Below are 25918 nucleotides of genomic sequence, written 5' to 3' on the forward strand. Positions count from 1 at the left end.
TAATCGAGTATTCTATCAATATACCGTAATTAATATCAACATTAATTAATGATTGAATCGGTTATTTTTACTAGGGTCGATGTTGTGAATTTAGAACAGTGAATATTTACTATTAGCCCTTTAGTATTAATATAATGGGTGATATTTAGTATGTTCTATATATCACCCATTTAATTCATTCACATTAAGGCTTCACACAATAACGAGATTGGATGGATAGTCGTAACATTTGTATTCTCTTCTATTTGCCATTTACAGGTCTCACAATCAGTAATTGCATAATCTGGCTTAGCGGCTTTTATTTGGTCAAATACGTTTTTACCAATAGCGATAGAGGTATCGTAGTTTTCTGTTTTAAAGCCGTAAGTTCCAGCTAGCCCACAACATTCACTGTCCAGTACTTGTACTTCTAAGCCCGGTATCGCTCGTAATAATTCAATGGTGTAAATATTGCCGCCACTGCGCTCTAAATGACAAGGCGTATGATAAACAATCTTTTTATTCAAAGGTTTCATTTTAGGGCCACGACCGTTCATGATCTCTTTTAATAAAAAGCGGGTAACGTATTCTATTTTCTTCGCCACCTTGCTGTTATCTACATCCAATACGTGTGGGTACTCTTGTTGTAATGTAAATGAACACGTTGATGAGGTTGATAAAATAGGGACATCTCTGCGCTCAATGGCAGCCTCTAAATTAGCAACATTAAATTCAGCATTCTTCTGTGCTTTTTTGTGAAATCCATTAGCAATTAAGGGTACGCCACAACATTTTTCTTTATCTAACAATTGTACGCCAATGTGCATGTTATTCATGACTTTAATAAAGTCTTTACCTAGTTGTGGATGGTTATAGTTTACAAAACAGCCATGGAAATAATGCACTTGTTGCTGGTAGATTGATTGATCTGATACTTCTTTTTTATACCAACGGCGGAAAGTACCGTGAGAATACTTAGGCAGCGATTTATGGTCATGGACCCCAATGGTTTTGTGCATCACTTTTTTTACTAATGGCACGCTCGTCATCGCGTTCACAATAGGAGCTACCGGCGTTGCGACTGAGCCAAATAAATCAGTATGACTTAATACGAAATCACGAATGCCTTTCATGTTATAAGCAGGTTTTCCGTGTTTACCACGAGCGACCGCAATCATGTCTCCAATTCTAACTCCTGACGGACAAGCGGTTTCACAGCGTTTACAGTTAGTGCAGAGTTTTAAGGTTTCATCATAATATTCTGGGCTTTTAAAGCGTAAACGCTCACCATCAGGTCCACATTGTTTTGGGCCGGGATAATCAGGGTTCTCTTTAGCAACAGGGCAATACACGGTACATACGGTGCATTTTAAGCATTGATCAAAACTGGTATTAGCGGGAGCTCTAAAAATTAAATTATCTTTTGCAAATTTGTCTTTTAATAATTCGCCTTTTAACAAATTATCTTTTAATAGAGTCGAGTGAAATAGTGGGCTGCTCATAATGCGACCTCTTGTTGTTGTTCTATTTTATTGGCTGATAAAAACTCAGGTCTTATTTGCTTGATTATTGATTCGGCAGCATGAAAGCCAGAACTAATTGCCACACCACTGCCGCTGCCTTCTAATACAGGGTTATAACCAGATAAGATGGCACCTGCGCAATAGAAGTTATCAATAACATTACCTGATTTTATCGCTTGTAGTTTTGACGTTGTTTTTACACCCATACTTAAAAATGGGTGCGATTGTGGACTAAAAAAAGCAGAGCTGTACCAATCTGTGCGAGAAGCGGTTTGGTCCATATCTAAGCCAAAAATAGGTTCTTCCATTGAATCTGCACTTGCTTTTAAGCCTTGGCTAAAGAAACTGCCAGTGGCTAGTACAAACTGCTTTGCTTGTAGTGGGAAGTCACCATGATTTTTAGTGAAAATTCGGTTTAATCGGTAATGTGAATGCTCAGGATCCTCTTTATCAACGTAAGAGAACTCTCCTTGGATAACATGATCTCCATTGAGTAGCGTTCCACCCTGATCAATGAAAGCGTGTTTCATGGTTTCTTCTAATCGAATACCCAATAACGATGGCGGCATGGTTGGGACTTCACATAAAGTCAGTTGAGTTAATGCTTCAATCTCTTTTAAAAGCCCCAATCCTTTTCCGTTACCAAAGATAGCAGGGATCACGACAAGATCACCGGGGTTGGCGTGTTGCTGCAATGCATGTGCAAATTCTTGTAGGTTCGCTCGTTTTGCTAATAATCGAGAAAGATCAATGGATCGTAACTCACAGTGATTACGTTGAATGTCATTAAAAGCAGACAAAGAGACGGTTGCTGTTGAAATTTCAACCTCAGATAATTGAGTGATTTGCTTTAAGTTATCTTGCGCCAACTTTGGTTGAAAATCACGAAAGCCATCCACTGTGATCAGTACGATTTTTTGCACTGTATTATTTTCTAATGCCATCGGGAATTGATGAACAAAAGGTTGTGATAACCATGTTGATTTCATTGTACCTAAAGGCGTTAATCGATAATGATTACATCCGTTTACTTGAGAAGTTAGCGGAACGCCAATAGTAGATAGTGTTGTTTGGTACCAATCAATTGCACGATTTACGGTTTCTTTTCCTAATGTGGCATAAGGATGTTCAGGGTAATGAGTCGAAAATCCATCAATTGCTACCATTGGGTCGATAACATGCGTGCCATCGGGTGTTTTTGCTAACACATCAACAGAGCCTGATGAGAAGTGTAGGGCACTTTGACCAGAGGCAATCACCGCTGTTTTTAATCCGGCTTCTAAGCAGCGCAGAGCACAGCTTAAGCCTGCCATGCCACCGCCAATTATAATGGTATCGAAATTCATAATGTTGCCTCTTGTTCTTCTTTTGATTGAGACTCTTCTACTTGGTCTTTTTCTAATTGAGTCTTGGGTGTTGGCGTATTGCTTGTTGGAATATCACTTGCGCCAAATAATCCCTCATAAATCCAATAACTGAATTCTGCTTCACGTAATGCATCACCCCAGAAAACGGGCTTAATGCCTTTCCAGCGTTCTTCTAGAAAGTGTGTTAATAATTGGCTTGATTGATTACCAGAGACTTGCCCACATTCTTCAAAAAGCCCAGCAGCGCGATACGTACATAACTCACCTTGGCACGGTCCCATACCTAAACGGGTACGACGACGAAGATCCACCAAATTGTGAACATCTAATTGATTGATGGCGTAGTTAATTTCACCTTGAGTCACCATTTCACATTCACAGATCACCGCCTGATCTTTGGCATTATCAGTTAAGAAACGTTGTGCTCGTTCACCATGACGATAAACCGCACTTTGGTAAACGGGTTTTGCGAGGCTTGCGGTTTTTTTCGCTGCGATAGAAGCGCTGTGTGAACCTGGAAGTGGGCGACAATGCGTTGTACATTCTTGGGTGTTATTCAGTTTTTTAGCTACAAGATCGGTGGTCATTTCAGCCATTAAACGAGAGGTCATTAACTTACCCCCCGTAATGGTCGTAAAGCCGTTCAGTCCGTCTTTTTCTCCATGGTCAAGTAAGACAATCCCGCGGCTTATATTACGACCTGTGCCATCATCATCGACGGCCACTAATGGACGAACACCGGCATAAGCACGAAGTACACGAGTATTCGCCATTATCGGTGCGAGTTTTGCCCCTTCACTTAATAGAATATCCACTTCTTTAGCACTAACGTGAAGGTCATCTATTTTATCGTAATCAATATGCTCTGATGTGGTTCCTATTAATGAAATAGTGTCACCTGGTACTAAAATGTCGGCATCAGAAGGTTTACGGCAACGGTTTATTACTAAGTTATTTATACGATAATCTAAGATCAGTAATGAGCCTTTAGCTGGGAACATCTTGATACTTAAATCAGCATATTCGCAGATGTTTTGTCCCCAAATACCTGCGGCATTTATGACTTCTTGAGCGAATATTTCAATCTTTTGGTTGGTTCTCACATCAATGCAATTAATCCCAAGTACTGTGTCTTGGTGGCGAATAAGCGAGGTTACATGAGTGTGTGTGAGCAAACGAGCGCCATTTTCTTTCGCATCAAGTACATTTGCCGCACATAAACGAAAAGGATCGAGCGTTCCATCGGGCACTTGAACCGCACCAATAAGATTAGGGTTTACATTAGGTTCTAATAATAAGGCTTCTTTTGGGGTTAATTGTTTCGCGTCAATTCCTGCTTCTTGGCAAGATTGAATAAATTGAGCTTGAAAAGATAAGTCATCGTCAGGCAATGAAATAAAGAGGCCTTGAGTATCCTCAACACAGTGTTTTGCTATGTTTTTTAGGATTTTATTTTCATGGATACATTCTTTCGCTGATTCATTATCCGTGACGGCATAGCGAGCCCCTGAGTGAAGTAATCCGTGATTTCTACCTGTGGTTCCAGAAGCTAAATCGTCCTTCTCAATTAAAATACAATCGATGCCACGCAGTGCACAATCACGCATTATTCCTGTGCCTGTTGCTCCCCCTCCAATGATGATGATAGAGGTTTCTAATCGAGAAGTTTTGTCCATAATTTGGTCTCTTTTTTACCACTTTTGATGTATGAATACATCATGATATTTATGTTCGACACTTTCTTTGATTTAGCGCAATTATGCTCGTTCGCGCTTTCGTTTTGTTTTCGTAGTGGTACATGAGTCACATGTTTTTCATTATACGAACGTGTTTTTTGTACTTTTACGCGACGCTTGATGGAATAATTTGAGTGTTTTCGAGTGCGTTAACATCAGATTTGCGAGTGACTTCAAAAACACTCGAAATGAGGTGATATAATCGAGAAAATTATAAGTCAATCTGGGTACTGAATGATGAAAATAACTATAGATAAACAAACATTCACTATCGATGAAGAGATAACACTGTTAGCAGCTACAAAGGAATGCAATGTCGAGATCCCTTCACTATGCGGAAACAACATTAATGGTGAAAAAATACCATGTGATTTGTGTGTAGTTGAAATTGAAGGGCAAGGAACTCAACGTGCTTGTGAAACTCAAGTCGTTGATGGTATGCAAGTGATCACTTCGTCTGAAGCGTTAGCAAAACGTCGTCAAAGTGCATTAAATAAAATACTTTCTGATCATTACGCAGATTGCGAAGCGCCGTGTCAAACAGCGTGTCCTGCTGGTGTAGATATTCAATCATACCTGTATCATATTTCGCAAAATGATCATCAAAAAGCGATTGAAGTCATCAAACGAACATTACCAATGCCATTGTCGATTGGTCGTGTGTGTCCTGCTTTCTGTGAAACAGAGTGCCGTCGTGGATTAGTTGATGAGCCATTGGCTATTCGTCAGTTAAAACGTCACGCTGCAGATGCAGATTTGAATGCGCAGGAATCTTACGTTCCACCGAAAAAAGCAGATAAGGGTAAATCCATTGCCGTGATTGGTAGTGGCCCTGGTGGATTAACCTGTGGTTACTACTTAACCAATGAAGGTTACAGTGTCACGGTTTTTGATTCCATGCCAAAAGCGGGTGGTTGGTTACGTTATGGTATCCCTGAATATCGTTTGCCAAAATCTATCCTAGATAAAGAGATTGAGTTGATGTGCCGTAACGGTATGGAGATCCAAACTTCTGTTAAGTTAGGTGAAGATTTCTCATTGTCTCAATTGAGTGATGAGTACGACGCAGTGTGTTTGGCTGTTGGTGCTTCAAAAGCCGTTGAAATGCATTACGAAGGCAGTGAGCTTGGTGGCTGTTATTTAGGTGTTGATTACTTAAAAGATTACGTAACAGAATCTAAATTAACAACAGGAAAAAAAGTAGCGGTTATTGGTGGTGGTAACACGGCGATTGACTGTGCTCGTACAGCGGTACGTGATGGTGCAGATACTACGCTTATTTATCGTCGTACTCGTGAAGAAATGCCAGCGGAAGATTATGAAGTAGTTGAAGCTGAACATGAAGGTGTTAAATTCCATTTCTTAACTAATCCTGTTGAGAATATTGCAGATACAGATGGTCGTGTTACTCAAGTTCGCTTAGAAAAAATGGCATTGGGTGAACCTGATGCGTCTGGTCGTCGTAGTCCAAAAGCAACAGGTGAATTCTTCATTGAAGACTTTGATACCGTAATTTCAGCGGTATCTCAAAAACCAGATTTAAGCTTTTTAGAAAACGACACTATTGATTTGCCACTGACTCGTTGGAATACGGCGGATTCAAATAGCCTAACTATGCACAGCGGTGTGAAAAATATTTTTAGCATCGGTGATTTTCGCCGTGGCCCAGCAACAGCGATTGAAGCGGTTGCAGATGGGCGAATTGCCGCAGAAGCGATTGATCGTTTCTTTAGTGGTGATATGGAGAAGATTCCAACCAAACAGTTTAATTCTCAAAAAGAGAAAAAGACCAAGCAGGTAGATCCTAAATACTTCGAGCATATTCAAAAAGCAATGCGTGTCATTATGCCTGAATTAACAGCAGAGCAGCGTGAGCAAAGCTTTGATGAAGTAGAAACAGGCTTTGATAATGCAGATGCAATCAGTGAAGCGGAACGTTGCCTAGAGTGTGCATGTCAGGCAAATACGAATTGTGGTTTGCGTGATTATGCGACGGAATATAAAGCGGATGAAACTGATTTAACCAACGAGAATAAGCAAAAGTTCGGCCTTGATACGAGTTCAGAGTTTATCGTCTTTGATGCCAACCGTTGTATTAGCTGTGGTCAGTGTGTTGAAGCGTGTAATGAGAAAGGCGTACATGGTGTATTAAGTTTCATGAAAAATGAAGATGGTACCAATGCTTCTCGCCCTGAGTGTCGTGCCGGTTTTGAGCACGGTTATGACATGGGTAACTCGAACTGCGTGCAATGTGGTGCGTGTGTTCAAGCCTGTCCTGTTGGTGCATTGGTTGATTCTCGTGATAAATCTCAAGGTCGAATCGAAATTTTAAAACCTGTTGATACCATTTGTACCTATTGTGGCGTGGGTTGTAAGTTAACCATGATGGTTGATGAATCAACAAACAAAATCAAATACGTACAAGGGGCTAAATCGTCTCCTGTGAACGAAGGTATGCTTTGTGTTAAAGGTCGCTTTGGTTTTGATTTTGTCAGCAGTGATGAGCGTTTAAAAACTCCGTTAATTCGTAAAGATGGTGAGCTAGTTCCTGCAAGTTGGGAAGAGGCTATTACACTGGTTGCTGATAAATTCAGTGCGATTAAATCTCAACACGGTGGCAATGCGTTAGCGGGATTCTCGTCGGCAAAAACCACCAATGAAGATAACTACGCGTTCCAAAAATTGGTACGTCGTGAGTTTGAAACCAATAACCTTGATCACTGTGCACGCTTATGTCACTCAACTACGGTAACGGGTTTAGAAGCCTCTATCGGCAGTGGAGCGATGACCAATGATATTCCAAGTATCAAACATTCTGATCTGATCTTTATTATTGGATCAGATACAACATCTGCTCACCCGATCATTGCTTCACATATTAAACAAGCCATTCGCCATCACGGTGCGCGTTTGGTTGTTGCCGATCCTAAGCAAGTGGATATTTCTGATCACGCTGAGCTGTATGTCGCGCAACGTCCGGGTACGGATGTCATGCTACTTAACGGTATTATGCAACAGATCATTAAGAATAACTGGCACGATCAAGCGTACATTACAGAACGTGTTGAAGGCTTCGATGAACTGAAAGCAGAAGTAATGTCAGAAACGTATTCGCCGGAAAAAATTGAATTAATCACCGGCGTGAAAGCGCAAGATATGATTGAAATGGCGCGTTATATCGGCACTGCTGAGCGTACTGCAATTTACTATTCAATGGGTATTACGCAGCATACGACAGGGCATGACAACGTTCGCTCTATTGCTAACCTGCAAATGTTGTGTGGCAATATAGGTATTGAAGGTGGTGGTATTAATCCACTTCGTGGCCAATCAAACGTACAAGGTGCGTGTGATATGGGCGCATTACCAACGGATTTTCCGGGTTATCAAAAAGTAGAGAATCCTGCGGTTTACGAGAAATTCGTAAAAGCATGGAATAAGCCAAACTTACCAAGCAAGAAAGGGTTAACGTTAACGGAAATCATTGATGCCGCGTGCCATGAACAAGTGAAAGGTTTATTCGTCATGGGCGAGAACCCAGTGTTGAGTGATCCTGACCAAGCACACGTTATTCATGGTTTAGAAAAACTCGATTTCTTAGTTGTACAAGATATCTTTATGACAGAAACTGCAGCATACGCCGATGTTATTCTTCCATCGTGTTCGTTTGCAGAAAAAGCGGGTCACTTTACCAATACTGAGCGTCGTGTTCAGCGTATTTCTCCGGCAGTTAATCCTCCGGGTGAAGCGAAAGAAGACTGGTGGATAATTCAAGAAATTGCTAATGCAATGGGCGGAGAGTGGAATTACCAATCAGTTGAAGACATTACTGAAGAGATCACTCAAGTGACACCTCAGTACCAAGGCATGCATTGGGATGCGATTGGTAAAAATGGACTTCAATGGCCATGTAATGATGCGAATCCACAAGGAACTCGCATCATGCATAATCAGCAGTTCTTACGTGGTAAAGGCCAAATGGCAGCGGTTCCATTTAGATATGCGGCTGAACTGCCTGATGAAGAGTACTCATTAGTGCTTACAACGGGTCGCTTATTGGAGCAGTACCATACAGGCACCATGACTCGTAAAACTAAAGGATTAAATAATCTTGCGGGTCCTCGCGCCATGATGAGTGTGGCTGATGCTGAGCGTTTAGGTATTTCAAACAGTGAAATGGTTCGAGTATCAACACGTCGTGGCACGATTGAAGCGCCTGCATTTGTGACCAAGCGTATGCAAGAAGGCGTGATATTTGTTCCGTTCCACTTTGTAGAAGCGGCGGCGAATAAATTGACCACAACAGCACTAGATCCTCATGCGAAGATCCCTGAGTTTAAAGTGGCAGCGGTGAAGATTGAAAAGGTATTAAACCCAGCGCCTGAAGTCTGCGTATAGGTAATGTAATAACGTAAAATAAAATGCCCGATGGTTATTAATCATCGGGCATTTTTTGTATGGTTAGAAAAAGGTAATTACTTATTATTGATAGCGTTTAACTCCGCAATTTTTACAATTACATCAACCGCTTGCTTCATACCATTAATCGTAATGAATTCATGAATACCGTGGAAATTGTAACCACCAGTAAAGATATTAGGGCAAGGTAAACCCATAAAAGATAAACGAGCACCATCAGTGCCGCCACGAATTGGCTTGATATCAGGTTGTACGTCACACGCTGTCATTGCTTCTTTAGCCAGTTCAATAACGTGTGGGTGAGGCTCTACCATTTCACGCATATTAAAGTAGCTGTCAGTTAAAATCAGTTCAACACGGCCTTTTTCTAGTTTCGCATTTAGCTCATCGACTTTTTGTTGCATAAAAGCTTTACGCTCTGCCATGCCTTCACGGCTAAAGTCACGTACGATATAGCCAAGTTCTGTTTTTGCAACGCCTGCTTCCATTGATTTTAGGTGATAGAAACCTTCATAGCCTTCTGTGCCTTCAGGAGTTTCATTCGCTGGCATCATCAATTGAAATTGTGCAGCAATGTTCATAGAGTTAATCATTTTTCCTTTGGCTGTGCCGGGATGAACATTCACACCATGACAAATCACATCAGCACTGGTGGCATTAAAGTTTTCATACTCTAATTCTCCCACAGGGCCACCATCGATAGTATACGCCCACTTAGCATTGAATTTCTCAACATCAAATAGGTTTGCGCCACGGCCAATCTCTTCATCTGGCGTAAAGCCAATGCAGATATCACCGTGTGGAATTTTTGGATTGGCTTTTAGTACCGCAATGGCCGTTAAAATTTCGGCAATACCGGCTTTATTATCTGCACCAAGTAGAGTCGTTCCATCTGTAGTGATGAGATCATGACCGATAAGGTTTTTTAAATCAGGAAATTGAGCTGGGTTTAACTCTTCGCCACTGGTGCCAAGGGTAATAATGTCGCCTTGATAGTTTTCTATAAGTTGAGGTTTAACATTCTCACCAGATGCGTCTGGTGCTGTATCCATATGAGCGACAAAACCAATGGCAGGCACATCGTAATCGACGTTTGAAGGTAAGCGTGCCATTACATAGCCATTTTTATCTAAAGAGACATCAGAAAGTCCAAGCTCAGTTAACTCAGCAATTAATTGTTTAGCTAAGTTGAATTGCTTTTCGGTACTAGGGCACTGAGATGCTGAAGGATTTGATTGAGTATCGATACTCACATAAGAAAGAAAGCGTTCTACAAGGTTTTTCATGATAGTCACTCTATGTAATTCAAAAGAAGGCAAAGAATGAGTATGGATCAAAAAAGGAGATGAAAAATTGCGATGGGTCATGAAAAGGAAGTGCAGATAGCGCATATTTTATAGATATGCGCTAAATGGAATAGGGTATTTACTTGTTTTCTTTCGCTTTTAAAATAAAGCCAAACTGCTCAATCAAATTACTGATTGATTTAAAAAGCATGGTACGTTCAGATTTTGAATACTTTGAAAGTTCTTGGTGAAATCCTATGACATCATTCATAGTTACACCTAACCAATCAGGAATATTATCACTACCAGAAATTATCCAGCCGATTTCTTTTCGTAGAATAAAGCTTAACGGGATAAGCTTTGATATATGTGGACTAGAAAGCCCACTTGTCCAGTTGATCACCGTTCTGGTTGATACATCACACGCCGTAGCAATTTGAGTGTTCGAAAGCCCTAACTCAGCTTTTCTTAGCTCGATCCGTCGAGAAATGCTTTCCATAGAGGTGTTTTCATCTAACACAATAGACCTCGGAAATATTGATTTTATAATATAAAGAAATGAGGTTGTCATTTATTACGAAATAAATTTTCTCTTTGCTTTTAAGGAGAATGAAATAAACTTCATAGCCTAAATATAATTAAAGAAATGGGTAAAATATTTTTCACCATGATATTTGTTAATTACATTTAAATAATCGTGACGCTGTCAATTTTCTTATTTTAATATGAACATGTTCATTATAATTAACCACAATAAATGGAACGCAGTTAACAATAAATATAATTAGCCAAATTATTATTACTGTTACTCGCTATCTTTTTGATTTAAAACAAATAAAGATAATTTTATAGATTAATTGGTTGCATAGTAATCACATTGATACTGTAATGCAAATGGTTTGTAGGTAAAGTGATTTTTATTTTTTTCTTAATTATATTAAGAACGATCATATGTTTTAAAATGTGAATAAATAAAGTGCATTTAAGTTGGTTTTCTCTTTTTCTATTAATATACTTGTTAGTGGTAAATAACTATGCTTATATGGTTTAGTCACGCTTTATTAGTTGATATGTAAACGATTATACACAGTAGATTAGGAAGATAAATGGCAGTAGAAAGGCACATACAAGCATCTGTAACTTTTGAAACCTTACCCTCAGATATTTATTTGTTGTTTGATGCGTTTCGTTCAAACACGGAAACTCGCTCGCATTCTCATTCGTGGGGACAATTGCAAATTATAAGTGGGGGAATTTTAGAGTTAAAAGCGGAAGGTCATCGTTTTCTTGCTCCTTCACATTTTGCTATTTGGGTTCCTGCTGGTGTGCAACACCAGAGCTATAATCGTAAACCTATTGCTTATTGCTCTGTAAACATTATTCCTGATTTAGCAAAGAAATTGCCTTCTCATACGTGTTTATTGGAAGTGAGCCCTTTAGTTGAGGCTCTTATTGCCGAGCTGCGTGAGCAAAGTATACAGCAACCAGAAAATGAACAAGAAGATAGGTTGATCCGAGTTTTATTTGATCAACTATTGGTTGCAAAACAAAGTGAACGCTTTTTGCCTACATCAAAAGATAAATTATTAAAACCAATTTTAGAAACCTTAGAAGCCAACCCCGCAGATGAGACGACTTTAGCTGAATGGGCAGCTCGTAATCATACGACAGAGAGAACACTAGCACGCCATTGTCAAAATGAGTTAGGAATGAGTTTTACTGAATGGCGATTACGTATCCGATACCTTTACTCATTAGAATTATTGCGTAAAAAAATGTCAATTAAAGAAATTGCATTCAGCTTAGGTTATAACCAAACCAGTCCTTTTATTACCATGTTTAAGCGGTATGCAGATTGCACTCCTGAGCAATATAAATTGAAGCATTCGATTTAGATTTAGGCTCTAAATGCGTTATCGGTCGTCATTTTTTGTCGCAAATTTAAAGGCGAAATAGACAATAGCTATCATACTTAATGGAATAATAGCAGCGACATACTCAAGCCATCTTGCCTCAGAAAATAAGCTACTTAAGATAAAATGACCTACAATTGAAAGGAAAACACACAAAAGAGCAATAGGGAGAAGTTTGAGTTCTGATGACATTAATGTTTCTTCGCAGTAAATTAAAGTATAAGAATATTAACATAAAATACAAAGGTGCCATTGATGGAGAGCAATTTCATAGAAAAGGAATGGATTAATTATTTACTTTCAAAACCATGCAGTGACGATTCATTTCCTTTTGGTCCTGAGGCGCATGTTTTTAAAGTCTTCAATAAAATGTTTGCATTGATAGGGTATAGAGATGGGCAATTGGCCATTACGCTAAAAGCGAAACCTGAAGATGTTACTTTCTTGACTGAAGAATTTAAAGGCACTGAGCGTGGCTACCATATGAGCAAAAAACATTGGATTACAATAAGCAGTTCAGAAGACATCACCATGAGCATGATAGAGTCATGGATAGATAGCTCTTATGATCTAGTGGTGTCGAAACTAACTAAAAAACAGAAAATGATGCTGTAATTGAAAAAGTAGACATCTTGAAATTATATTTGAGAGGTATTTTAAGGTAATAATATAATTGTAAATAGAACCGATTGAATATGATACAGACTCTATGTTTAAATAGAACTCTATATTTTTTGGGGCCGATGTCTAATTTTTATGATGTTGGTTAATGTACTTTAAGTTGAGGGTCGGTATGAGGGTTAAACTATTTTTAACTAAAAAAACCACGATCACGATACTTTTAAGTTGTTTTGTTTTTCTCGTTATTTGGATTGTCGAAGAATTACACCGAAAGCAGCATAATTTTCTACAAAATCAAGTCAGTCATACATCTCAAGTTGAATTAGCGAAAGCTCGTTCTAATTTAGAAAGTGCGATCCATTCCGATATCTTTTATGCAAATAGCTTAGCTACCTTAATTACGGTTAATCCTACTTCAACAATTGAGCAATGGGCGTTAATTGCAAAAGAGCTTTATCGTAACTCTCGTTACATACGCCATTTAGCTATCGCTCCGAATGATATTGTTGGTTATGTTCATCCTTTGTCTGGTAATGAAGGAGTGCAAGACCTCGATTTTAGGACATTACCCGTTCAATGGTTATCGATAAAGAAAGCGAGAAATATTGAGACGATCTTTATTGCAGGGCCGGTTGAGCTTTTTCAAGGTGGGGAGGCTTTTATTGCTCGTATGCCTGTATTTTCAGATCCTCCATTAAATGAAGAATATTGGGGGTCTATCAGTATTGTTTTAGATATTGATGCTTTATTCGAAGGGACGGGGATTTATCTGCTCAGAGAAAAGTACCCATTTGCGATGCGAGGTAAAGACAGTCAAGGAAGTAAAGGTGCTATTTTCTTAGGTAAAAAGGAGGCTTTTACTAATCCAATCGTTATTGAGAGTGTTGAATTGCCTTATGGTAGTTGGCAGTTAGCTATTGAAAAGCAACCTTTGGGTGAAGTGTATCCATGGTATCGAATTGAGATTATTCGTTTAGTTGGTTATTCTTTTTTTGGATTAATACTGCTATCTATTTCGATAATGTTTCGGTTGTATATGGTTGCAAGAAACCGTTCTTTTGAAGATGAATTAACACTATTGCCTAACCGCCGCTATTTTATGTATAGCCTAAACTCTTTATTTTATCGTGCTAAAAAGCGAGGTAAAACTTTTGCTTTGTTGAATTTAGATTTAAATAAATTTAAAAATATAAATGATACCTATGGCCACGCGGCTGGAGATGAAGTATTAAAAGAAGTTGCTAAACGTGTTGTTGCTGTACTTAGAAGTAATGATATTATTGCTCGGATCGGTGGTGATGAATATTTAGTTTTACTGCCTAGAATCAATCAAAAAAAAGATATTTATAATCTGATAAGCAAGATTAAATCAGCAGTCAGTGATACACCAATAGAATTCAATGAAACCCTAATCTATGTGGACACTACAGTAGGCTATAGTTTATTTAATACTGAAATGAAATCTGTTGATGAATTATTGCATAGAGCAGATAGAAGTATGTATTTTTATAAGCATCGATAAACGTTATTAACAATTAGGCCATCTTAATATGATGGCCTATTTTATGTTGGTTATAAGCTAAAACAGCAAGCAAGTTGATAATCGTCCCCGTTCTTTGCTGTGTATTCTTTATCTTCACGATGAGCTTTATGGTGTGATTTTTCATCACGTTTTAGTAAGCTTATCCAATGACGCATTGCGGCTAGACTGAAATCTTGACTAAAAGTAGTGCATGTTTCCATCTCAATATCTTCAATCGTTACTAAGGTATTTTTCCCCGGCTCATGATGACCAAAAATGATTTCAACATGGCTGCCGCTATTGTCTTTTAAAAGAATAGTATCTGGCGAAGAACGATGGCCGGTAAATGCCACAAACTTTCCAGGGTTACGTAAACCGCTGCAACTGCCATCTTTAAAAAACACAACTAAATGATGATAATCCAATAAGTAGTTGGTTACATCTTGATGTGATCCCTTAGTTAAAGGGAATAATTGGTCAAGTAAGTTTTTTATCTGATGTTGCTTCTCTTCGGTATGGCCTGCATCCATGTTTTCCACGGCATAGACAGCTTCAGCCATAAACGGAGTTTCTTGTTGTACGTTGTTTGTGTTGTTTATATTTGTGATAGCCATAGTCTTGCCCTCAATTTTTCGTCCTGAAAGATAAGTAAGTCACACTGGTCAGAGTTGTTTGCTTACTTGTATTGAAGCTTAGCGTAGTTTTGGCTACAATTTCACAACAAAAACTTAACAGTGTGAATTTTACAAGATGCGTCAGTCAAAAAGTATAATTAGACAAAGTCATTTTCTTGGGACTAAAATTCGAAACCTGAGAAAACGCAATCACTTAACGATGGAAGATCTCTCTACTCGATGTATTCGAGTGGATCCTGAGAATTCTCCTTCTGTGTCTTATCTTTCTATGATTGAAAGAGGGAAGCGGGTTCCCAGCGCTGATATGTTGGAAGTTATCGCGACTGTTTTTCAGAAAGAATCTTCGTGGTTTTTAGATAGTGAGCCAGAATCTCAAGCCATTACGCCAGATAAGGGCAGAAAAGGTGGGATTAGTGGGATGGTGTTAGAGCCAAGTTTTCTGTTCTCTAATGATATTCTTCAAATCGCAATTCCTGAAATGCTCAACCAAACAGGGGTTACTGGCCGTCAATTTGCTCATCTTCTTATTCGAGCTCATCAAGAAAACAATCAAAACCACTTTCCGGATCTAGAACGTGCTGCTGAAGAAGTTGGGTTAAAACAACTGCCACTCAGTGTTGAACAGATGATGGACATTGCCGCTAAGCATGGTTTGATATTTAAATGGGTAAAAGAAACACCTAAATCAGTCGTAGATGAATTTGGCGTTAATGGTAAAGAGTTATTGACCTCTTTCTTTGAACCTCCATGTACAGTGTATTTGAATGAGATCTTAAAGCATCATCCAACGAGATTAAAATACGATCTAGCCGTTTATATTGGACACTGTGTTTTACATAACAAAGAAGGATTAAAGAGCTCATTATCTGTTGGTAGTCATCGTGTATTTGATGATGAGATCCACCACACCGACAGTTCCCTCAATGCTCAAGATATTTTAAATGCATGGCGTGATTTTGAATCCAGTTTCTTTGCTGGTGCGCTACTGTGCCCACGAGTGCCGTTTAGACAGCTGCTTGATAGGCATGGTTATGAAATAGATGCTCATCGCTTGGCTGGTGTGTCTCCTTCGGTTGCAATGAGACGAATGACGGTTGTTTCTCCGTATCCTCATTGGCATTATTTTGATGCGTATGCTCCGGGTAAGCTTAAAGCAGTGTATCGGGGAAATGGGATCCCTCTTCCTTGGGGTAACATGAAACAAGTGAATGATCCTTGCCATCATTGGGCGGTTTTTCGTCGATTATCAGAGCCAAAAGACGGCAGTTCGGCACAAATATCGATCCTTAATGTCGATAATGAACCGCGCATATATTGTTGTGAATCGGTGAATATGACCGATCCTGCGGGTAATAATCGTGTGTTGTGTGCGGGAATTGATTTAAACCCTGCGATTGAAGCACAAGGTAAAGATGCCGTTTCATTAGCTCGTGATTTACAAAAAGCGTGTGTCAAAAATGGTGGAGAAAGTCCGATAGCCAAGAGTATAAAAAGAGAGTTGATCAGTGTTGCTAAGATACTAAATATTAATTGGATTGAGCGTGGGTTAGAAACCGATGCAAGAGTGATTTGTTCTCGTGGTGCTGTTTGTCCAAGAAAGCCAAGTTGTTATTCTGAATGCAAAGAATAAGGATTGTTTAGTTCCAAAGTAAAATGCCCTAGTCAGTAACGAGTAGGGCATTTTTATGTGTAGATACTTGAGTTATTTATTCCTGTGATTACTCATCAAGATCATCAGCATAGCCTTTTGGTGGTGGTGTCCAAGCACGCTCTGATTGATTGTGTTTATCAGAGCGATCTTTACTCATTGCATGTTTAATCGTACTTTCAAGCTCAATGAAAAGTTTACGATAGTTATTATCAAATCGTTCGCCTTCTGAGTCATCTAGCCATGCTTGGTACAATTTATCAGAGCTTTCATTTTCTACTTTTTTATACGCTAGTTTTTGTTGCTCAACATGGAATGGGTGTTGTCCTAATCCACGCATGGCTTCTGCGCCCATTTCAAGAGCAGAGCGAGTGGTTTCTGATTCAATAAAATCAGCACCCGCACAACGAAGCATATAGGAATGGCCTCTATCAAACGCACGCGCTAAAATCTTCACTTTAGGGTAAGTGTGTTTGACGTATTTTACTAACTCAACGCTGCTTTCTGGATTATCGATGGCAACGACGAGCATTGCTGCGTGTTCAATTCCTGCGGTATGCAGAAGATCTGGGCGTGTGGCATCACCAAAATAACTTTTGGTATTGATTTGACGTAGTGTATCTACTTGATCTGCTTGATGATCCAATACGACTGTTTTTACATGGTTTGAGACTAAGAAGCGGTTTACTACTTGTCCAAAACGACCCCCGCCAGCGATGATTACGGTACCTTTTTCATCAATGTTATCGGTTTCACGATCATTCGATTTTTGTTCGAATCGAGGTAAGATCACTTTATCAAATAAGATAAATAATCCTGGCGTTAAGAACATCGAGAGAGCAACTACCAATGATAACGGTTGTGCGATTTCAGGGGGTAAAACATGACTTTGAACGGTAAAGCTTAATAACACAAAACCAAATTCACCTGCTTGAGCTAGACTTAACGTAAACAGCCAACGATTGCTGTTTTTAATCTTAAAAATTAAGGCGAGGACATACAATATCGCGGCTTTAAGAGCCATTACGCCAAGAGTAAGGCCGATAATAGTAAAGAAGTCGTCAAACAGAATACCAAAATCGATACCAGCTCCTACAGTGATAAAAAATAACCCAAGTAGTAAGCCTTTAAAAGGATCGATATTGGATTCTAACTCGTGCCTAAACTCAGAGTTAGCCAATACTACGCCAGCTAAAAAAGTCCCCAAAGCAGGAGATAGGCCAACTAAACTCATCAGTGCTGCGATACCAATCACAAGCATTAGTGCCGTGGCAGTAAAGATTTCTCGTAGACCAGAGCTTGCGACAAAACGGAATAACGGACGACTTAAGTAGTGACCACCAACCACCACGATAGCAATAGATGCTAAAATCACCATACCATAAGCCCAACCCGGAAGGCCGACGACTAAACTGATTTCATCATGGTGTTCAGCGGCACTTGCTGCGGCTAGTTGGGCTTTTTCGATTAATTCAGGCAATGCTAATAGCGGAATGAAAGCGAGCATTGGAATAACGGCGATATCTTGAAATAGCAATACAGAGAATGCATTTTGCCCGCCTTCTGTCCTAGCTAGCCCTTTTTCATTGAATGTTTGCAAAACGATAGCAGTTGAAGAAAGAGCAAAAATTAACCCTATGGTTAGTGCAATTGTCCAAGGTTGGCCAAAGAACAATGCAATACCCATTACTGCAGCGGTAGTCCCCCCCACTTGTAAGCCACCTAAGCCCATTAAACGGTGACGCATTCCCCATAGCATTTTAGGTTCAAGTTCAAGACCAACAAGAAACAGCATCATTACAACGCCGAATTCAGCAAAGTGTTGAATCGTTGTGGTCTCTTCGCCAACTAATCCAATAATTGGGCCAATTACGACACCAGCAATTAAATAACCAAGCACAGAACCAAGGCCAAGGCGTTTAGCAATCGGTACGGCTATGACGGCGGCGAACAGGTAGATGAAAGCTTGTAGAAAATATCCTGTCATGATACTGGTTCCTTAATAAACTTATCAAATGAATGATTTAATTTTGGCAGCGCTTTTGCGATTTCAATATCAACGCGATCTTCAATTAATGCAGAAAGTAAGTTTATAAAACGGTCAGTGTGTCTTTCTATACGGTCATCTTCTAGTGCCGTACGTGCACCAAATAACACTAAAGGGGCAATGTATTCCATGTTGGTTAGTGAGGCCATTTGCTCAAGTGGGTGAAGAAGTTCACGAATGGTAAATTGGTTATAACCATTGGTTTGGTACGCTTCTTCTTTACCACCAGCAGTGATCGCACATAGGAAGGTTTTGTCTTGTAATGCTTTTCCTTCTGTACCGTAAGCAAAGCCATATTCTAATACCATATCCTGCCATTCTTTGAGGATTGCAGGTGTGGAATACCAGTATAGAGGGAATTGAAAAATAACAACATCATGGGTTAATAAAAGTTGTTGTTCTTTATCAATATCGATATTGAATTTTGGGTAGTCATGATACAAATCAACCACGGTCACATGCTCGATTTTTTTGGCTGCCTTTAAAAGTGATACATTTACTTCTGAGCGATGTTGAGAAGGATGAGCAAATAATATCAACACTTTTTTAGGTTGCTTGGTCATAAAACCTCTTTGTTTTTATTCTGTTTATAAAGTAAAAGTAGCTTCCTTTTCTATCATAACAATAAAAAGAGATTAATGGGTATGTGGAGCCGATGAAAGATTGATGATCGCAATACCGATACTAATGAATCCAATACCTAACCAAATTTTATTGTCTAAATGTTGGTGATAAAATAGGCTTGAAATTAAAGTAACAGCAATAATAGCCAGTCCAGCCCAAGAAGCATGAGCAATAGCGACAGGCAATGTTTTCATTGCTTGGCTAAGAAAGTAGAAAGCACCTAAATGACCTGTAATAACAATGACGTTAGGAATAAGGTGCGAAAGACCATCTGTGGCTTTAAGAGCAACGTGTGAAAGAGCTTCGGAAGCAACAGCAAGAAGAAGAAAAAGCCAACCCATTTTATGATTCCTATCGAGGATTAAATTAATGTTGGGCTAGTATAGCTATTTCATATTTAATGATAATAGTCAGGATTATTAATTACTTTTGCTTATTTGTAATAATAAGAAGCGGAAGGATGAAATGCTATTAGTAGAAATAATAAATAAGCTCCTGAAGATAAAGGAGCTCATTATTGAAACTGGATTAGAAGAAGTTAATTGAACGTCGACCACTTTCTGGGTCAATCGTCGTTGGCACTTCTGGTTTCTGTTTTTTCTTTTTCTCTTTTTTTTCTTTCTTAGGTTTTGGTTCTGAGTGTTCAGGTTCAACTGGAATCGGTTGAGGCTGCTCTTTTATCTCTGGTAATTCACCTACGGGAGTATCACAGATAACTACGTAATATTCTTCATTAAACTCAATCACATCACCATCGTACATTTTACGACGTTTGCGTTGTTCTAATTCACCATTGACGCCTACATAGCCCTCACCAATCATGTGCTTAGCTTCACCGCCGCCATTCACAACATTAGCAATTTTTAATACTTTATAGAGTTCAATTGGTTGCATGTTAACTTCAACACCAATTGCTTCTACTTCAAACTCTTCTTGATCTGACATGTGGGTCTCTTAGGATTACGAATTATGGCTATTGTAACTGAGAGAAAGACATCGTCCTAGTGCCTTTCTCTTTCTAGTATGAGTTTAGGTTAATCAACCACTTCAATGTCGGTCTTAGGTACAGCACAACACGCTAATATCATCCCCGCATCTTTCAGACGTTGGTTTAAAGCTGGAGACTCTTCTTGCTCAACATTGCCTGATTCTAAAGTCACTCGACACGCGCCACACAAACCAGCTCGACAACTGTTGTTGATGCTTAGCCCCGCGGCTTCTACTTGTTGAAGTAAAGGGTCTTCAGTGTTACCTGTGAATAAATTACCGTTTAAGCTAATAGTGATTTTTTTGGATTCTGTAGTGTGTTGAGTGTTTGTGGCGTCAGGCGTTGTTAGCCTAGCCGTTATGGTAGTGCCAGAATCTGTATAATATTCTTTTTCTTTGGTCTCTAATATTTCAATCGCATCACCAACGTTAATCGTTCCTTCGTTTTTAGCTATGAGGTTTTGGCCAAAATAGACATTGCCAGAGTCATCAGCGCGGAAGGTTGAGAATGTTTTTAATGGTTCTTTGTTTGGATGATATTGAGCAGTATTTGGATTTACGGTGGTTAAAATACAGCGTTGACAAGGTTTTACAACTTCAAATTCAACGTCTCCAATACGAATGCGTTTCCAAGAATCTTCAATAAAAGCGTCGTTACCAGAGACAACAAGGTTTGTTCTAAATTGAGCCATAGTATGGTGGCTAGAGCTGCGTTTATTCAGTTCAGTTAATGACGCTTCACTAATGACTAATAGAGGGTAACCATCCGCAAAACTGACGTTAGTTTGGATCTTTTCGCGCACTCTATTAGATTGTTTACCTGAGAATAGCAGCTGTGCTTCTGTACCTAAAATTGAAGAAAACCATTGGTTGGCTTCTTTGGTTGTGGAATAGGCTAAGAATGTGTCATTCCAAACCGTAGCGTTGATTTCTTCCATTTCAAATTCATTGAAAGTGAAATGTAAATCAATTAATCCTGGGTAACAAAGAACTAATCCATCAGGCTCTATGATGGCTTTAATTTTTACCATTTGAGGATGAGTACGAGCTGTGATCATTTTACCATCTAACGTTGAAACCATGAATCGACGATCGAACTCCAGTCCTTGTTTTTCAACATGAGCAGCAGATAGTGAGATCCCTGCTATCGATTTTACAGGGTATACATTGATGCTTGATAAACGTGACATTAAATTTTTTTGGCTCACAGTGGTATCCATTCTTTGTGTTTTAATTGTTATAAGTGTATCAAAGTCTATTTTGCAGTCCTATTACTTATCTACAGCGAGGTTAATTAGTTAAACTCATAAGAATTAAATACAACTGTAGTTATAAAGTCTTTTTCCGTTTTTTGTATTTCAAATGGCCAATTCATTCGTTCACAGATCCGCTCTACAATCACTAAACCACAGCCATAACCTGCGTTATAGGTGTCATTGCCATCATGGCAATTAATGATACACAGGCGGTTATGCTTTAATGCAATTTGAATGTCTCCAACACTGTAACTAAATGCATTTTTAATCAGATTATTTATCACGACAGTAATAAAACTACTTGGAGCAAGGCAGGCATCACCTTCTTTAATTGAAAGTTCAGCGCCCATTTCTTGTTTAGCGAATAGGGGTTCTAAGTGTTCTAATTGAGCTTGTAATATCTGATCGATTTGATATTGATGAAAATGATGACTTTCAATTTCTTGTTTACCGAGTAACAAAAAAGTCTCTGTTAACAGAGTCATTTCCTCACTGGCTTGATGCAAGCGGTTAATGGCTTTTAAAGCAACATTAGGTTGATTAGGAACTTTGGCTAATAAGTCGGCAGACCCTTGAATAACCATGATAGGCGTTCTTAATTCATGTGAAGCAAAGCGACTAAACTCTTTTTCTCGAGTAAAAAATTGGGCAATATGATGTTTATTTTCTAGGAGGGTTCTTTCGATCTCCCGTGTTTCTTGATACTTAGTATCTACGGTGAAGTCATCGTACTCTGGCGACATAAGCTCCACTTTATGTTGAATATGGCGAAGAGGTAATGAAATGCTGCGGACAAAATAGATGCCGTATAAGATCATCAAAATAGTAGAGATACCACCAAGCGCCAAGGTTAATATGTGCAAGTTTGCTTCGTATTCATCTAAGTAATCATCGGAGTCATCTTGAAAGAGGACATATAATAAGCCAGAACCTGATGGGTGAGGCTTAACAATAAAATGTTTATCTTCAATCCCGAGTTGCTGTTCGTAGAGTCCCGGTTTTTTATAGGAATTCAACCAAAGAGGGTGTTCTTGCTCACTCCAATACGTCGAGAATTCTTCTTCATTAGGCAACGGCGTATTTTCGCCTAGCTGAGGGTATTTTCGAATGTATTGATTTGCTTCGGTATCAAGCCAATGATGAAGACTAATTATTTCTAATTGATCTTCAGCTATGTAAATAACTGACCAAAATAAAGAGAACATTAAAAACGTTAGTATACCAAACGTCCAACGTATTTTTTTGAAGAAGCTTGGGTGTTTTATTGTGTTATTTAAGTCGGTAACCTTTTCCATGAATCGTCTCTAGTCTTGGTGTGTCAAAGCCTTTATCAATGGCGTTTCTAATGGTGTATAAATGGCTTCGTAACGCATCACTTGATGGTGATTCATCACCCCAAACATGTTCGATAAGTTCATTTTTACTGACTATATCAGGCGCTTTTTTCATTAATAATGCAATGATTTTTAATTGAATAGGGGCCAGTTTTATTAATTTTTGTTGACGAGATAAGGTGCCGGCTTTGATGTCCATATCCATATCTTTGAACGTCAGTTTGCCAATATCGGTACGGCGACCGCGTTTAGATAACGCGAGTAAACGCATATGTAATTCTTCCATAGCGAAAGGTTTGACGAGGTAATCGTCCCCGCCGACTTCAAAAGCGTGAATTTTATCTTCAAGCGTATCTTTGGCTGTTAAAAATAGAATTGGAGTGCTGCAAGCATGATCGTGTCTTAATGATTCAACAGTACTGATACCATCTAATTTTGGCATCATGATGTCCATTACGATGACATCAAAGCTTTCTTTTTTTAGAATTTCAATCGCCGCAACGCCATGATAAGCACAGTCAATATCAATGCCTACCAACTCTAAATAGTCGGCAATGGTTTCTGCGACGTGGTGATTATCTTCAACAATTAATACTTTCATTTATCTCTTCACGAATCCTTCACACTCTTGCCTCTATATTACCCTTAGAAATTGAATTAATTATAAAAATTAGGTTAAAAAATGAAGAAAGTCGCTATTTTATTATTAGGAACTGCTGTTTTAACGGGTTGTGGCTCTGATGACTCTGGTGATTCAAACGATCAGCGTGCATCAAGTTCATATATTGGTGCTATTGAAGCGGTTGATGCGAATGCTGATACGATGACAATCAACTCTATGCCATTAAGTTTAGCTAGTACTCGTATTGAATTGAATGAACATAATGTTACTTCAAATGAACTTGCTGCAGGCATGCAGGTTGATGTGGAATACGACAATGATATTGCTTATGAAGTTGATATTGATCCTGAAATTGTGGGTATGGTAACAGGAGTGACATCAACAACTATTACGGTTAATGGACAAACACTTGACACTACGAAAGACTTTACATCGAATAATTTTGAAAATAAAAGAGTGATGCTGTTTGGTTATGCTGAACAAAATGGAAATTGGAAAATTAATGCAGCTTACGAAGTAGGCTCAATCCCAGTAGAAGATTTATATGAAGGTAAAATAACATCCATTGATAAGGCGAATAATTTTTTTAATATTGGAACAATGAAAGTTGATTATTCTAATGCAAGAATGGATCATGAAGATCTTGCTGAGTTAAATAATGGTGTCTGGGTTGAAATTGAAGGCAATTTTAATATAGATTTTATGGCTAACGATGTTGATGTTGAGAATGAACTTGATTTAGCTAATGCTGAAGTGGAAGGTTATGTAACTACTCTTAATTATGAAAAAACATCAATGACATTAAACGGTAAAACAGTAGTTGCGATTACTGAAAATACTCGTTTTGAAGATGGACTTAAAGAACAATTGAAAGTTGGTTCTAAAGTGGATGTTGATTTGATTAATAACGCGGGTAAATTACAAGCCTCTGAAATCGAATTTGATTAAAGACATTATGTATTAAAAACGAACCACTGACTCTAACTGAGTCAGTGGTTTTTTGTTTCTTATGCATGATCTAAAAAATAAATCATGACAAGAATCAAATTAGGATTACTATTTAGTTAAGAATGATGAAATAAGGAAACAACATGGCAGGGTTAAGTTTATTAACACTATTAGATGATATTGCATCAGTACTTGATGATGTTGCTCTGATGTCGAAAGTGGCAGCAAAGAAAACAGCGGGTGTATTGGGCGATGATTTAGCGCTTAACGCACAACAAGTGTCTGGTGTTAGAGCTGAGCGAGAGATCCCTGTGGTATGGGGCGTTGCTAAAGGATCATTTAAGAATAAGTTAATTTTGGTTCCGGCAGCTTTGCTGATTAGTTCGATTGCCCCTTGGTTGATTACGCCATTATTATTGATTGGTGGTTTATTCCTTTGTTTTGAAGGCGCTGAGAAAATTCATGAGAAATTCTTTCATCACCATGATGTAAAAGAAGATCATGAAAAAGAAAAGCAAACAAACCCAGAAGATATTGAAGATTATGAGCAGAAGAAGATAAAAGGGGCGATTCGTACCGATTTTATTTTATCTGCTGAGATCATTGTTATTGCGCTTGGAACAGTTCAAGGGCATCCGTTTATTACTCAAGTATTGGTCATGAGCTTAATCGCAGTACTGATGACCATTGGCGTGTATGGCCTTGTTGCTGGTATCGTGAAAATGGATGACTTAGGCTTTTATCTACAGCGTAAAAGTGATGGAAAGGGCATTTTGGGCTCTATTGGGAATGGACTTGTTGCAATGGCACCAAAGTTAATGAAGTTCTTAACGGTCGTTGGTACCATCGCTATGTTTTTAGTGGGTGGTGGTATTGTTGTCCACAGTATTCCATTTGTTCACCATGCACTAGAAAGCGTTGTTAGCTTACTTCCTAGCCTTCCTTATGTTGCGGCAACCTATTTAACTATTGGTAATGGGATTATCGGTTTACTGAGTGGCTTTATTCTTCTTGGTGTTATTAGTATTTATCAGAAGATTAAATCTCAATAATTTTACTTGTTATCAGTAAACTTAATTGCAATGGCTTCGGCGTTACCACGTTCGAAGCCAGTTGTTCCTCCGCCTTTCACTCCCCAAGTACCTTCTTTGGATGCTCTAACAATAATCGCATCTGCGCCCAGTTTTTCAGCTTCATCTTGCAGCTTTTTCACCATGCCTTCATTACTTCGGTCATGAAAGATAGTTTGTCCTGTTTGAGTATTTATTATTCCTAATTCGGTATACGTTCTTTCTGTTGGAGGACTATAAAATACCTCAACAGAATGAGACGTGACTTCGCTTTGGTTTGTTACTGTCGTTGTTTTTGCACAGCCTAAAAAGAATAAGCTTGAAGTGATAACGACGATTTTGATAAGAAGTTGATTCATAAGGTAGCCTCTAAAATAGATG

Annotated in this window: 22 protein-coding genes; 7 read left to right on the forward strand and 15 right to left on the reverse strand. The window is 38.8% G+C overall.

Going from position 1 to position 25918, the window contains the following annotated elements; genetic code table 11:
- Positions 1 to 179: 179 nt before the first annotated feature.
- From glpC to glpA, 3 genes are read right to left on the reverse strand one after another with little or no spacing between them, the layout of a single operon-like run.
- Complete coding sequence (gene glpC, locus BTO23_RS13245; protein ID WP_105063750.1) at positions 180 to 1481, reverse strand: anaerobic glycerol-3-phosphate dehydrogenase subunit GlpC; 1302 nt, start codon at positions 1479 to 1481, stop codon at positions 180 to 182.
- Complete coding sequence (gene glpB, locus BTO23_RS13250; RefSeq protein WP_105063751.1) at positions 1478 to 2848, reverse strand: glycerol-3-phosphate dehydrogenase subunit GlpB; 1371 nt, start codon at positions 2846 to 2848, stop codon at positions 1478 to 1480. Before glpB ends, glpC begins: the two co-directional genes overlap by 4 nt.
- Positions 2845 to 4545: an anaerobic glycerol-3-phosphate dehydrogenase subunit A gene (glpA, locus tag BTO23_RS13255; RefSeq protein WP_105063752.1), complete on the reverse strand. Its 1701-nt coding sequence runs from the start codon at positions 4543 to 4545 to the stop codon at positions 2845 to 2847. The genes glpB and glpA overlap by 4 nt, the downstream gene beginning before the upstream one ends.
- Positions 4546 to 4839: 294 nt before the next feature.
- On the opposite strand from glpA, the gene fdhF reads away from it, so the two are divergent.
- Complete coding sequence (gene fdhF / locus BTO23_RS13260) at positions 4840 to 9003, forward strand: formate dehydrogenase subunit alpha (protein WP_105063753.1); 4164 nt, start codon at positions 4840 to 4842, stop codon at positions 9001 to 9003.
- Between the two features lie 77 nt (positions 9004 to 9080).
- On the opposite strand, the gene pepT is transcribed toward fdhF, so the two are convergent.
- The gene (pepT, locus tag BTO23_RS13265; RefSeq protein ID WP_105063754.1) at positions 9081 to 10310 is read right to left on the reverse strand and encodes a peptidase T; all 1230 of its coding nucleotides are present in this window, start codon (positions 10308 to 10310) and stop codon (positions 9081 to 9083) included.
- 139 nt (positions 10311 to 10449) lie between these two features.
- Positions 10450 to 10830, reverse strand: a complete 381-nt coding sequence (locus BTO23_RS13270; protein WP_060992212.1) for a helix-turn-helix domain-containing protein — start codon at positions 10828 to 10830, stop codon at positions 10450 to 10452.
- 586 nt (positions 10831 to 11416) lie between these two features.
- On the opposite strand from BTO23_RS13270, the gene BTO23_RS13275 reads away from it, so the two are divergent.
- The gene (locus BTO23_RS13275; protein WP_060992213.1) at positions 11417 to 12205 is read left to right on the forward strand and encodes an AraC family transcriptional regulator; all 789 of its coding nucleotides are present in this window, start codon (positions 11417 to 11419) and stop codon (positions 12203 to 12205) included.
- Positions 12206 to 12223: 18 nt separating this feature from the next.
- Here BTO23_RS13275 and BTO23_RS13280 read toward each other — a convergent pair whose 3' ends face one another.
- Positions 12224 to 12415: a hypothetical protein gene (locus BTO23_RS13280; protein ID WP_060992214.1), complete on the reverse strand. Its 192-nt coding sequence runs from the start codon at positions 12413 to 12415 to the stop codon at positions 12224 to 12226.
- 63 nt (positions 12416 to 12478) lie between these two features.
- On the opposite strand from BTO23_RS13280, the gene BTO23_RS13285 reads away from it, so the two are divergent.
- The gene (locus BTO23_RS13285) at positions 12479 to 12838 is read left to right on the forward strand and encodes an MmcQ/YjbR family DNA-binding protein (RefSeq protein ID WP_105063755.1); all 360 of its coding nucleotides are present in this window, start codon (positions 12479 to 12481) and stop codon (positions 12836 to 12838) included.
- A 178-nt stretch (positions 12839 to 13016) separates the two neighbouring features.
- Positions 13017 to 14366 (forward strand): diguanylate cyclase, encoded by a 1350-nt coding sequence (locus tag BTO23_RS13290; RefSeq protein ID WP_105063756.1) that lies wholly within the window; start codon positions 13017 to 13019, stop codon positions 14364 to 14366.
- 50 nt (positions 14367 to 14416) lie between these two features.
- Here the strand turns inward: BTO23_RS13290 and BTO23_RS13295 are convergent, their stop codons facing one another.
- The gene (locus BTO23_RS13295) at positions 14417 to 14980 is read right to left on the reverse strand and encodes an aldolase/citrate lyase/malate synthase family protein (protein WP_105063757.1); all 564 of its coding nucleotides are present in this window, start codon (positions 14978 to 14980) and stop codon (positions 14417 to 14419) included.
- A 136-nt stretch (positions 14981 to 15116) separates the two neighbouring features.
- Between BTO23_RS13295 and BTO23_RS13300 the strand changes: the two genes are divergently transcribed.
- Positions 15117 to 16631 carry a DUF3612 domain-containing protein gene (locus tag BTO23_RS13300; RefSeq protein ID WP_105063758.1) on the forward strand — a complete coding sequence of 505 codons (1515 nt, stop codon included), beginning with the start codon at positions 15117 to 15119 and terminating at the stop codon, positions 16629 to 16631.
- An 88-nt stretch (positions 16632 to 16719) separates the two neighbouring features.
- On the opposite strand, the gene BTO23_RS13305 is transcribed toward BTO23_RS13300, so the two are convergent.
- From BTO23_RS13305 to BTO23_RS13335, 7 genes are all read right to left on the reverse strand, one after another.
- The gene (locus BTO23_RS13305) at positions 16720 to 18636 is read right to left on the reverse strand and encodes a monovalent cation:proton antiporter-2 (CPA2) family protein (RefSeq protein ID WP_061011927.1); all 1917 of its coding nucleotides are present in this window, start codon (positions 18634 to 18636) and stop codon (positions 16720 to 16722) included.
- Positions 18633 to 19259: an NAD(P)H-dependent oxidoreductase gene (locus BTO23_RS13310; RefSeq protein ID WP_060992220.1), complete on the reverse strand. Its 627-nt coding sequence runs from the start codon at positions 19257 to 19259 to the stop codon at positions 18633 to 18635. The genes BTO23_RS13305 and BTO23_RS13310 overlap by 4 nt, the downstream gene beginning before the upstream one ends.
- Positions 19260 to 19331: 72 nt before the next feature.
- Entirely contained in the window at positions 19332 to 19661 is a 330-nt protein-coding gene (locus BTO23_RS13315; protein ID WP_061011921.1) for a DMT family transporter, read from the reverse strand.
- 187 nt (positions 19662 to 19848) lie between these two features.
- Complete coding sequence (locus tag BTO23_RS13320; protein ID WP_105063759.1) at positions 19849 to 20265, reverse strand: RNA-binding S4 domain-containing protein; 417 nt, start codon at positions 20263 to 20265, stop codon at positions 19849 to 19851.
- A gap of 89 nt (positions 20266 to 20354) precedes the next feature.
- Positions 20355 to 21527: a YcbX family protein gene (locus tag BTO23_RS13325; protein WP_105063760.1), complete on the reverse strand. Its 1173-nt coding sequence runs from the start codon at positions 21525 to 21527 to the stop codon at positions 20355 to 20357.
- Between the two features lie 74 nt (positions 21528 to 21601).
- Entirely contained in the window at positions 21602 to 22858 is a 1257-nt protein-coding gene (locus tag BTO23_RS13330) for a sensor histidine kinase (protein WP_060992224.1), read from the reverse strand.
- Positions 22833 to 23498, reverse strand: a complete 666-nt coding sequence (locus BTO23_RS13335; RefSeq protein ID WP_060992225.1) for a response regulator transcription factor — start codon at positions 23496 to 23498, stop codon at positions 22833 to 22835. The genes BTO23_RS13330 and BTO23_RS13335 overlap by 26 nt, the downstream gene beginning before the upstream one ends.
- 81 nt (positions 23499 to 23579) lie before the next feature.
- Between BTO23_RS13335 and BTO23_RS13340 the strand changes: the two genes are divergently transcribed.
- Complete coding sequence (locus BTO23_RS13340; protein WP_105063761.1) at positions 23580 to 24467, forward strand: DUF5666 domain-containing protein; 888 nt, start codon at positions 23580 to 23582, stop codon at positions 24465 to 24467.
- Between the two features lie 143 nt (positions 24468 to 24610).
- A complete protein-coding gene (locus BTO23_RS13345) occupies positions 24611 to 25519 on the forward strand; it encodes a DUF808 domain-containing protein (protein ID WP_060992227.1) in 909 nt (302 codons plus the stop codon).
- Between the two features lie 2 nt (positions 25520 to 25521).
- Here BTO23_RS13345 and BTO23_RS13350 read toward each other — a convergent pair whose 3' ends face one another.
- A complete protein-coding gene (locus tag BTO23_RS13350) occupies positions 25522 to 25896 on the reverse strand; it encodes a hypothetical protein (protein WP_060992228.1) in 375 nt (124 codons plus the stop codon).
- Positions 25897 to 25918 lie beyond the last annotated feature (22 nt).

The organism is Aliivibrio sifiae (assembly GCF_002954715.1).
GTDB lineage: Bacteria > Pseudomonadota > Gammaproteobacteria > Enterobacterales > Vibrionaceae > Aliivibrio > Aliivibrio sifiae.

What these genes read in the sequence shown, in the direction of transcription:
- glpC (WP_105063750.1), bottom strand. Translation starts at nt 1,481, where the DNA reads ATGAGCAGCCCACTATTTCACTCGACTCTATTAAAAGATAATTTGTTA.
- glpB (WP_105063751.1), bottom strand. Translation starts at nt 2,848, where the DNA reads ATGAATTTCGATACCATTATAATTGGCGGTGGCATGGCAGGCTTAAGC.
- glpA (WP_105063752.1), bottom strand. Translation starts at nt 4,545, where the DNA reads ATGGACAAAACTTCTCGATTAGAAACCTCTATCATCATCATTGGAGGG.
- fdhF (WP_105063753.1), top strand. Translation starts at nt 4,840, where the DNA reads ATGATGAAAATAACTATAGATAAACAAACATTCACTATCGATGAAGAG.
- pepT (WP_105063754.1), bottom strand. Translation starts at nt 10,310, where the DNA reads ATGAAAAACCTTGTAGAACGCTTTCTTTCTTATGTGAGTATCGATACT.
- BTO23_RS13275 (WP_060992213.1), top strand. Translation starts at nt 11,417, where the DNA reads ATGGCAGTAGAAAGGCACATACAAGCATCTGTAACTTTTGAAACCTTA.
- BTO23_RS13280 (WP_060992214.1), bottom strand. Translation starts at nt 12,415, where the DNA reads ATGTCATCAGAACTCAAACTTCTCCCTATTGCTCTTTTGTGTGTTTTC.
- BTO23_RS13285 (WP_105063755.1), top strand. Translation starts at nt 12,479, where the DNA reads ATGGAGAGCAATTTCATAGAAAAGGAATGGATTAATTATTTACTTTCA.
- BTO23_RS13290 (WP_105063756.1), top strand. Translation starts at nt 13,017, where the DNA reads ATGAGGGTTAAACTATTTTTAACTAAAAAAACCACGATCACGATACTT.
- BTO23_RS13295 (WP_105063757.1), bottom strand. Translation starts at nt 14,980, where the DNA reads ATGGCTATCACAAATATAAACAACACAAACAACGTACAACAAGAAACT.
- BTO23_RS13300 (WP_105063758.1), top strand. Translation starts at nt 15,117, where the DNA reads ATGCGTCAGTCAAAAAGTATAATTAGACAAAGTCATTTTCTTGGGACT.
- BTO23_RS13305 (WP_061011927.1), bottom strand. Translation starts at nt 18,636, where the DNA reads ATGACAGGATATTTTCTACAAGCTTTCATCTACCTGTTCGCCGCCGTC.
- BTO23_RS13310 (WP_060992220.1), bottom strand. Translation starts at nt 19,259, where the DNA reads ATGACCAAGCAACCTAAAAAAGTGTTGATATTATTTGCTCATCCTTCT.
- BTO23_RS13315 (WP_061011921.1), bottom strand. Translation starts at nt 19,661, where the DNA reads ATGGGTTGGCTTTTTCTTCTTCTTGCTGTTGCTTCCGAAGCTCTTTCA.
- BTO23_RS13320 (WP_105063759.1), bottom strand. Translation starts at nt 20,265, where the DNA reads ATGTCAGATCAAGAAGAGTTTGAAGTAGAAGCAATTGGTGTTGAAGTT.
- BTO23_RS13325 (WP_105063760.1), bottom strand. Translation starts at nt 21,527, where the DNA reads ATGGATACCACTGTGAGCCAAAAAAATTTAATGTCACGTTTATCAAGC.
- BTO23_RS13330 (WP_060992224.1), bottom strand. Translation starts at nt 22,858, where the DNA reads ATGGAAAAGGTTACCGACTTAAATAACACAATAAAACACCCAAGCTTC.
- BTO23_RS13335 (WP_060992225.1), bottom strand. Translation starts at nt 23,498, where the DNA reads ATGAAAGTATTAATTGTTGAAGATAATCACCACGTCGCAGAAACCATT.
- BTO23_RS13340 (WP_105063761.1), top strand. Translation starts at nt 23,580, where the DNA reads ATGAAGAAAGTCGCTATTTTATTATTAGGAACTGCTGTTTTAACGGGT.
- BTO23_RS13345 (WP_060992227.1), top strand. Translation starts at nt 24,611, where the DNA reads ATGGCAGGGTTAAGTTTATTAACACTATTAGATGATATTGCATCAGTA.
- BTO23_RS13350 (WP_060992228.1), bottom strand. Translation starts at nt 25,896, where the DNA reads ATGAATCAACTTCTTATCAAAATCGTCGTTATCACTTCAAGCTTATTC.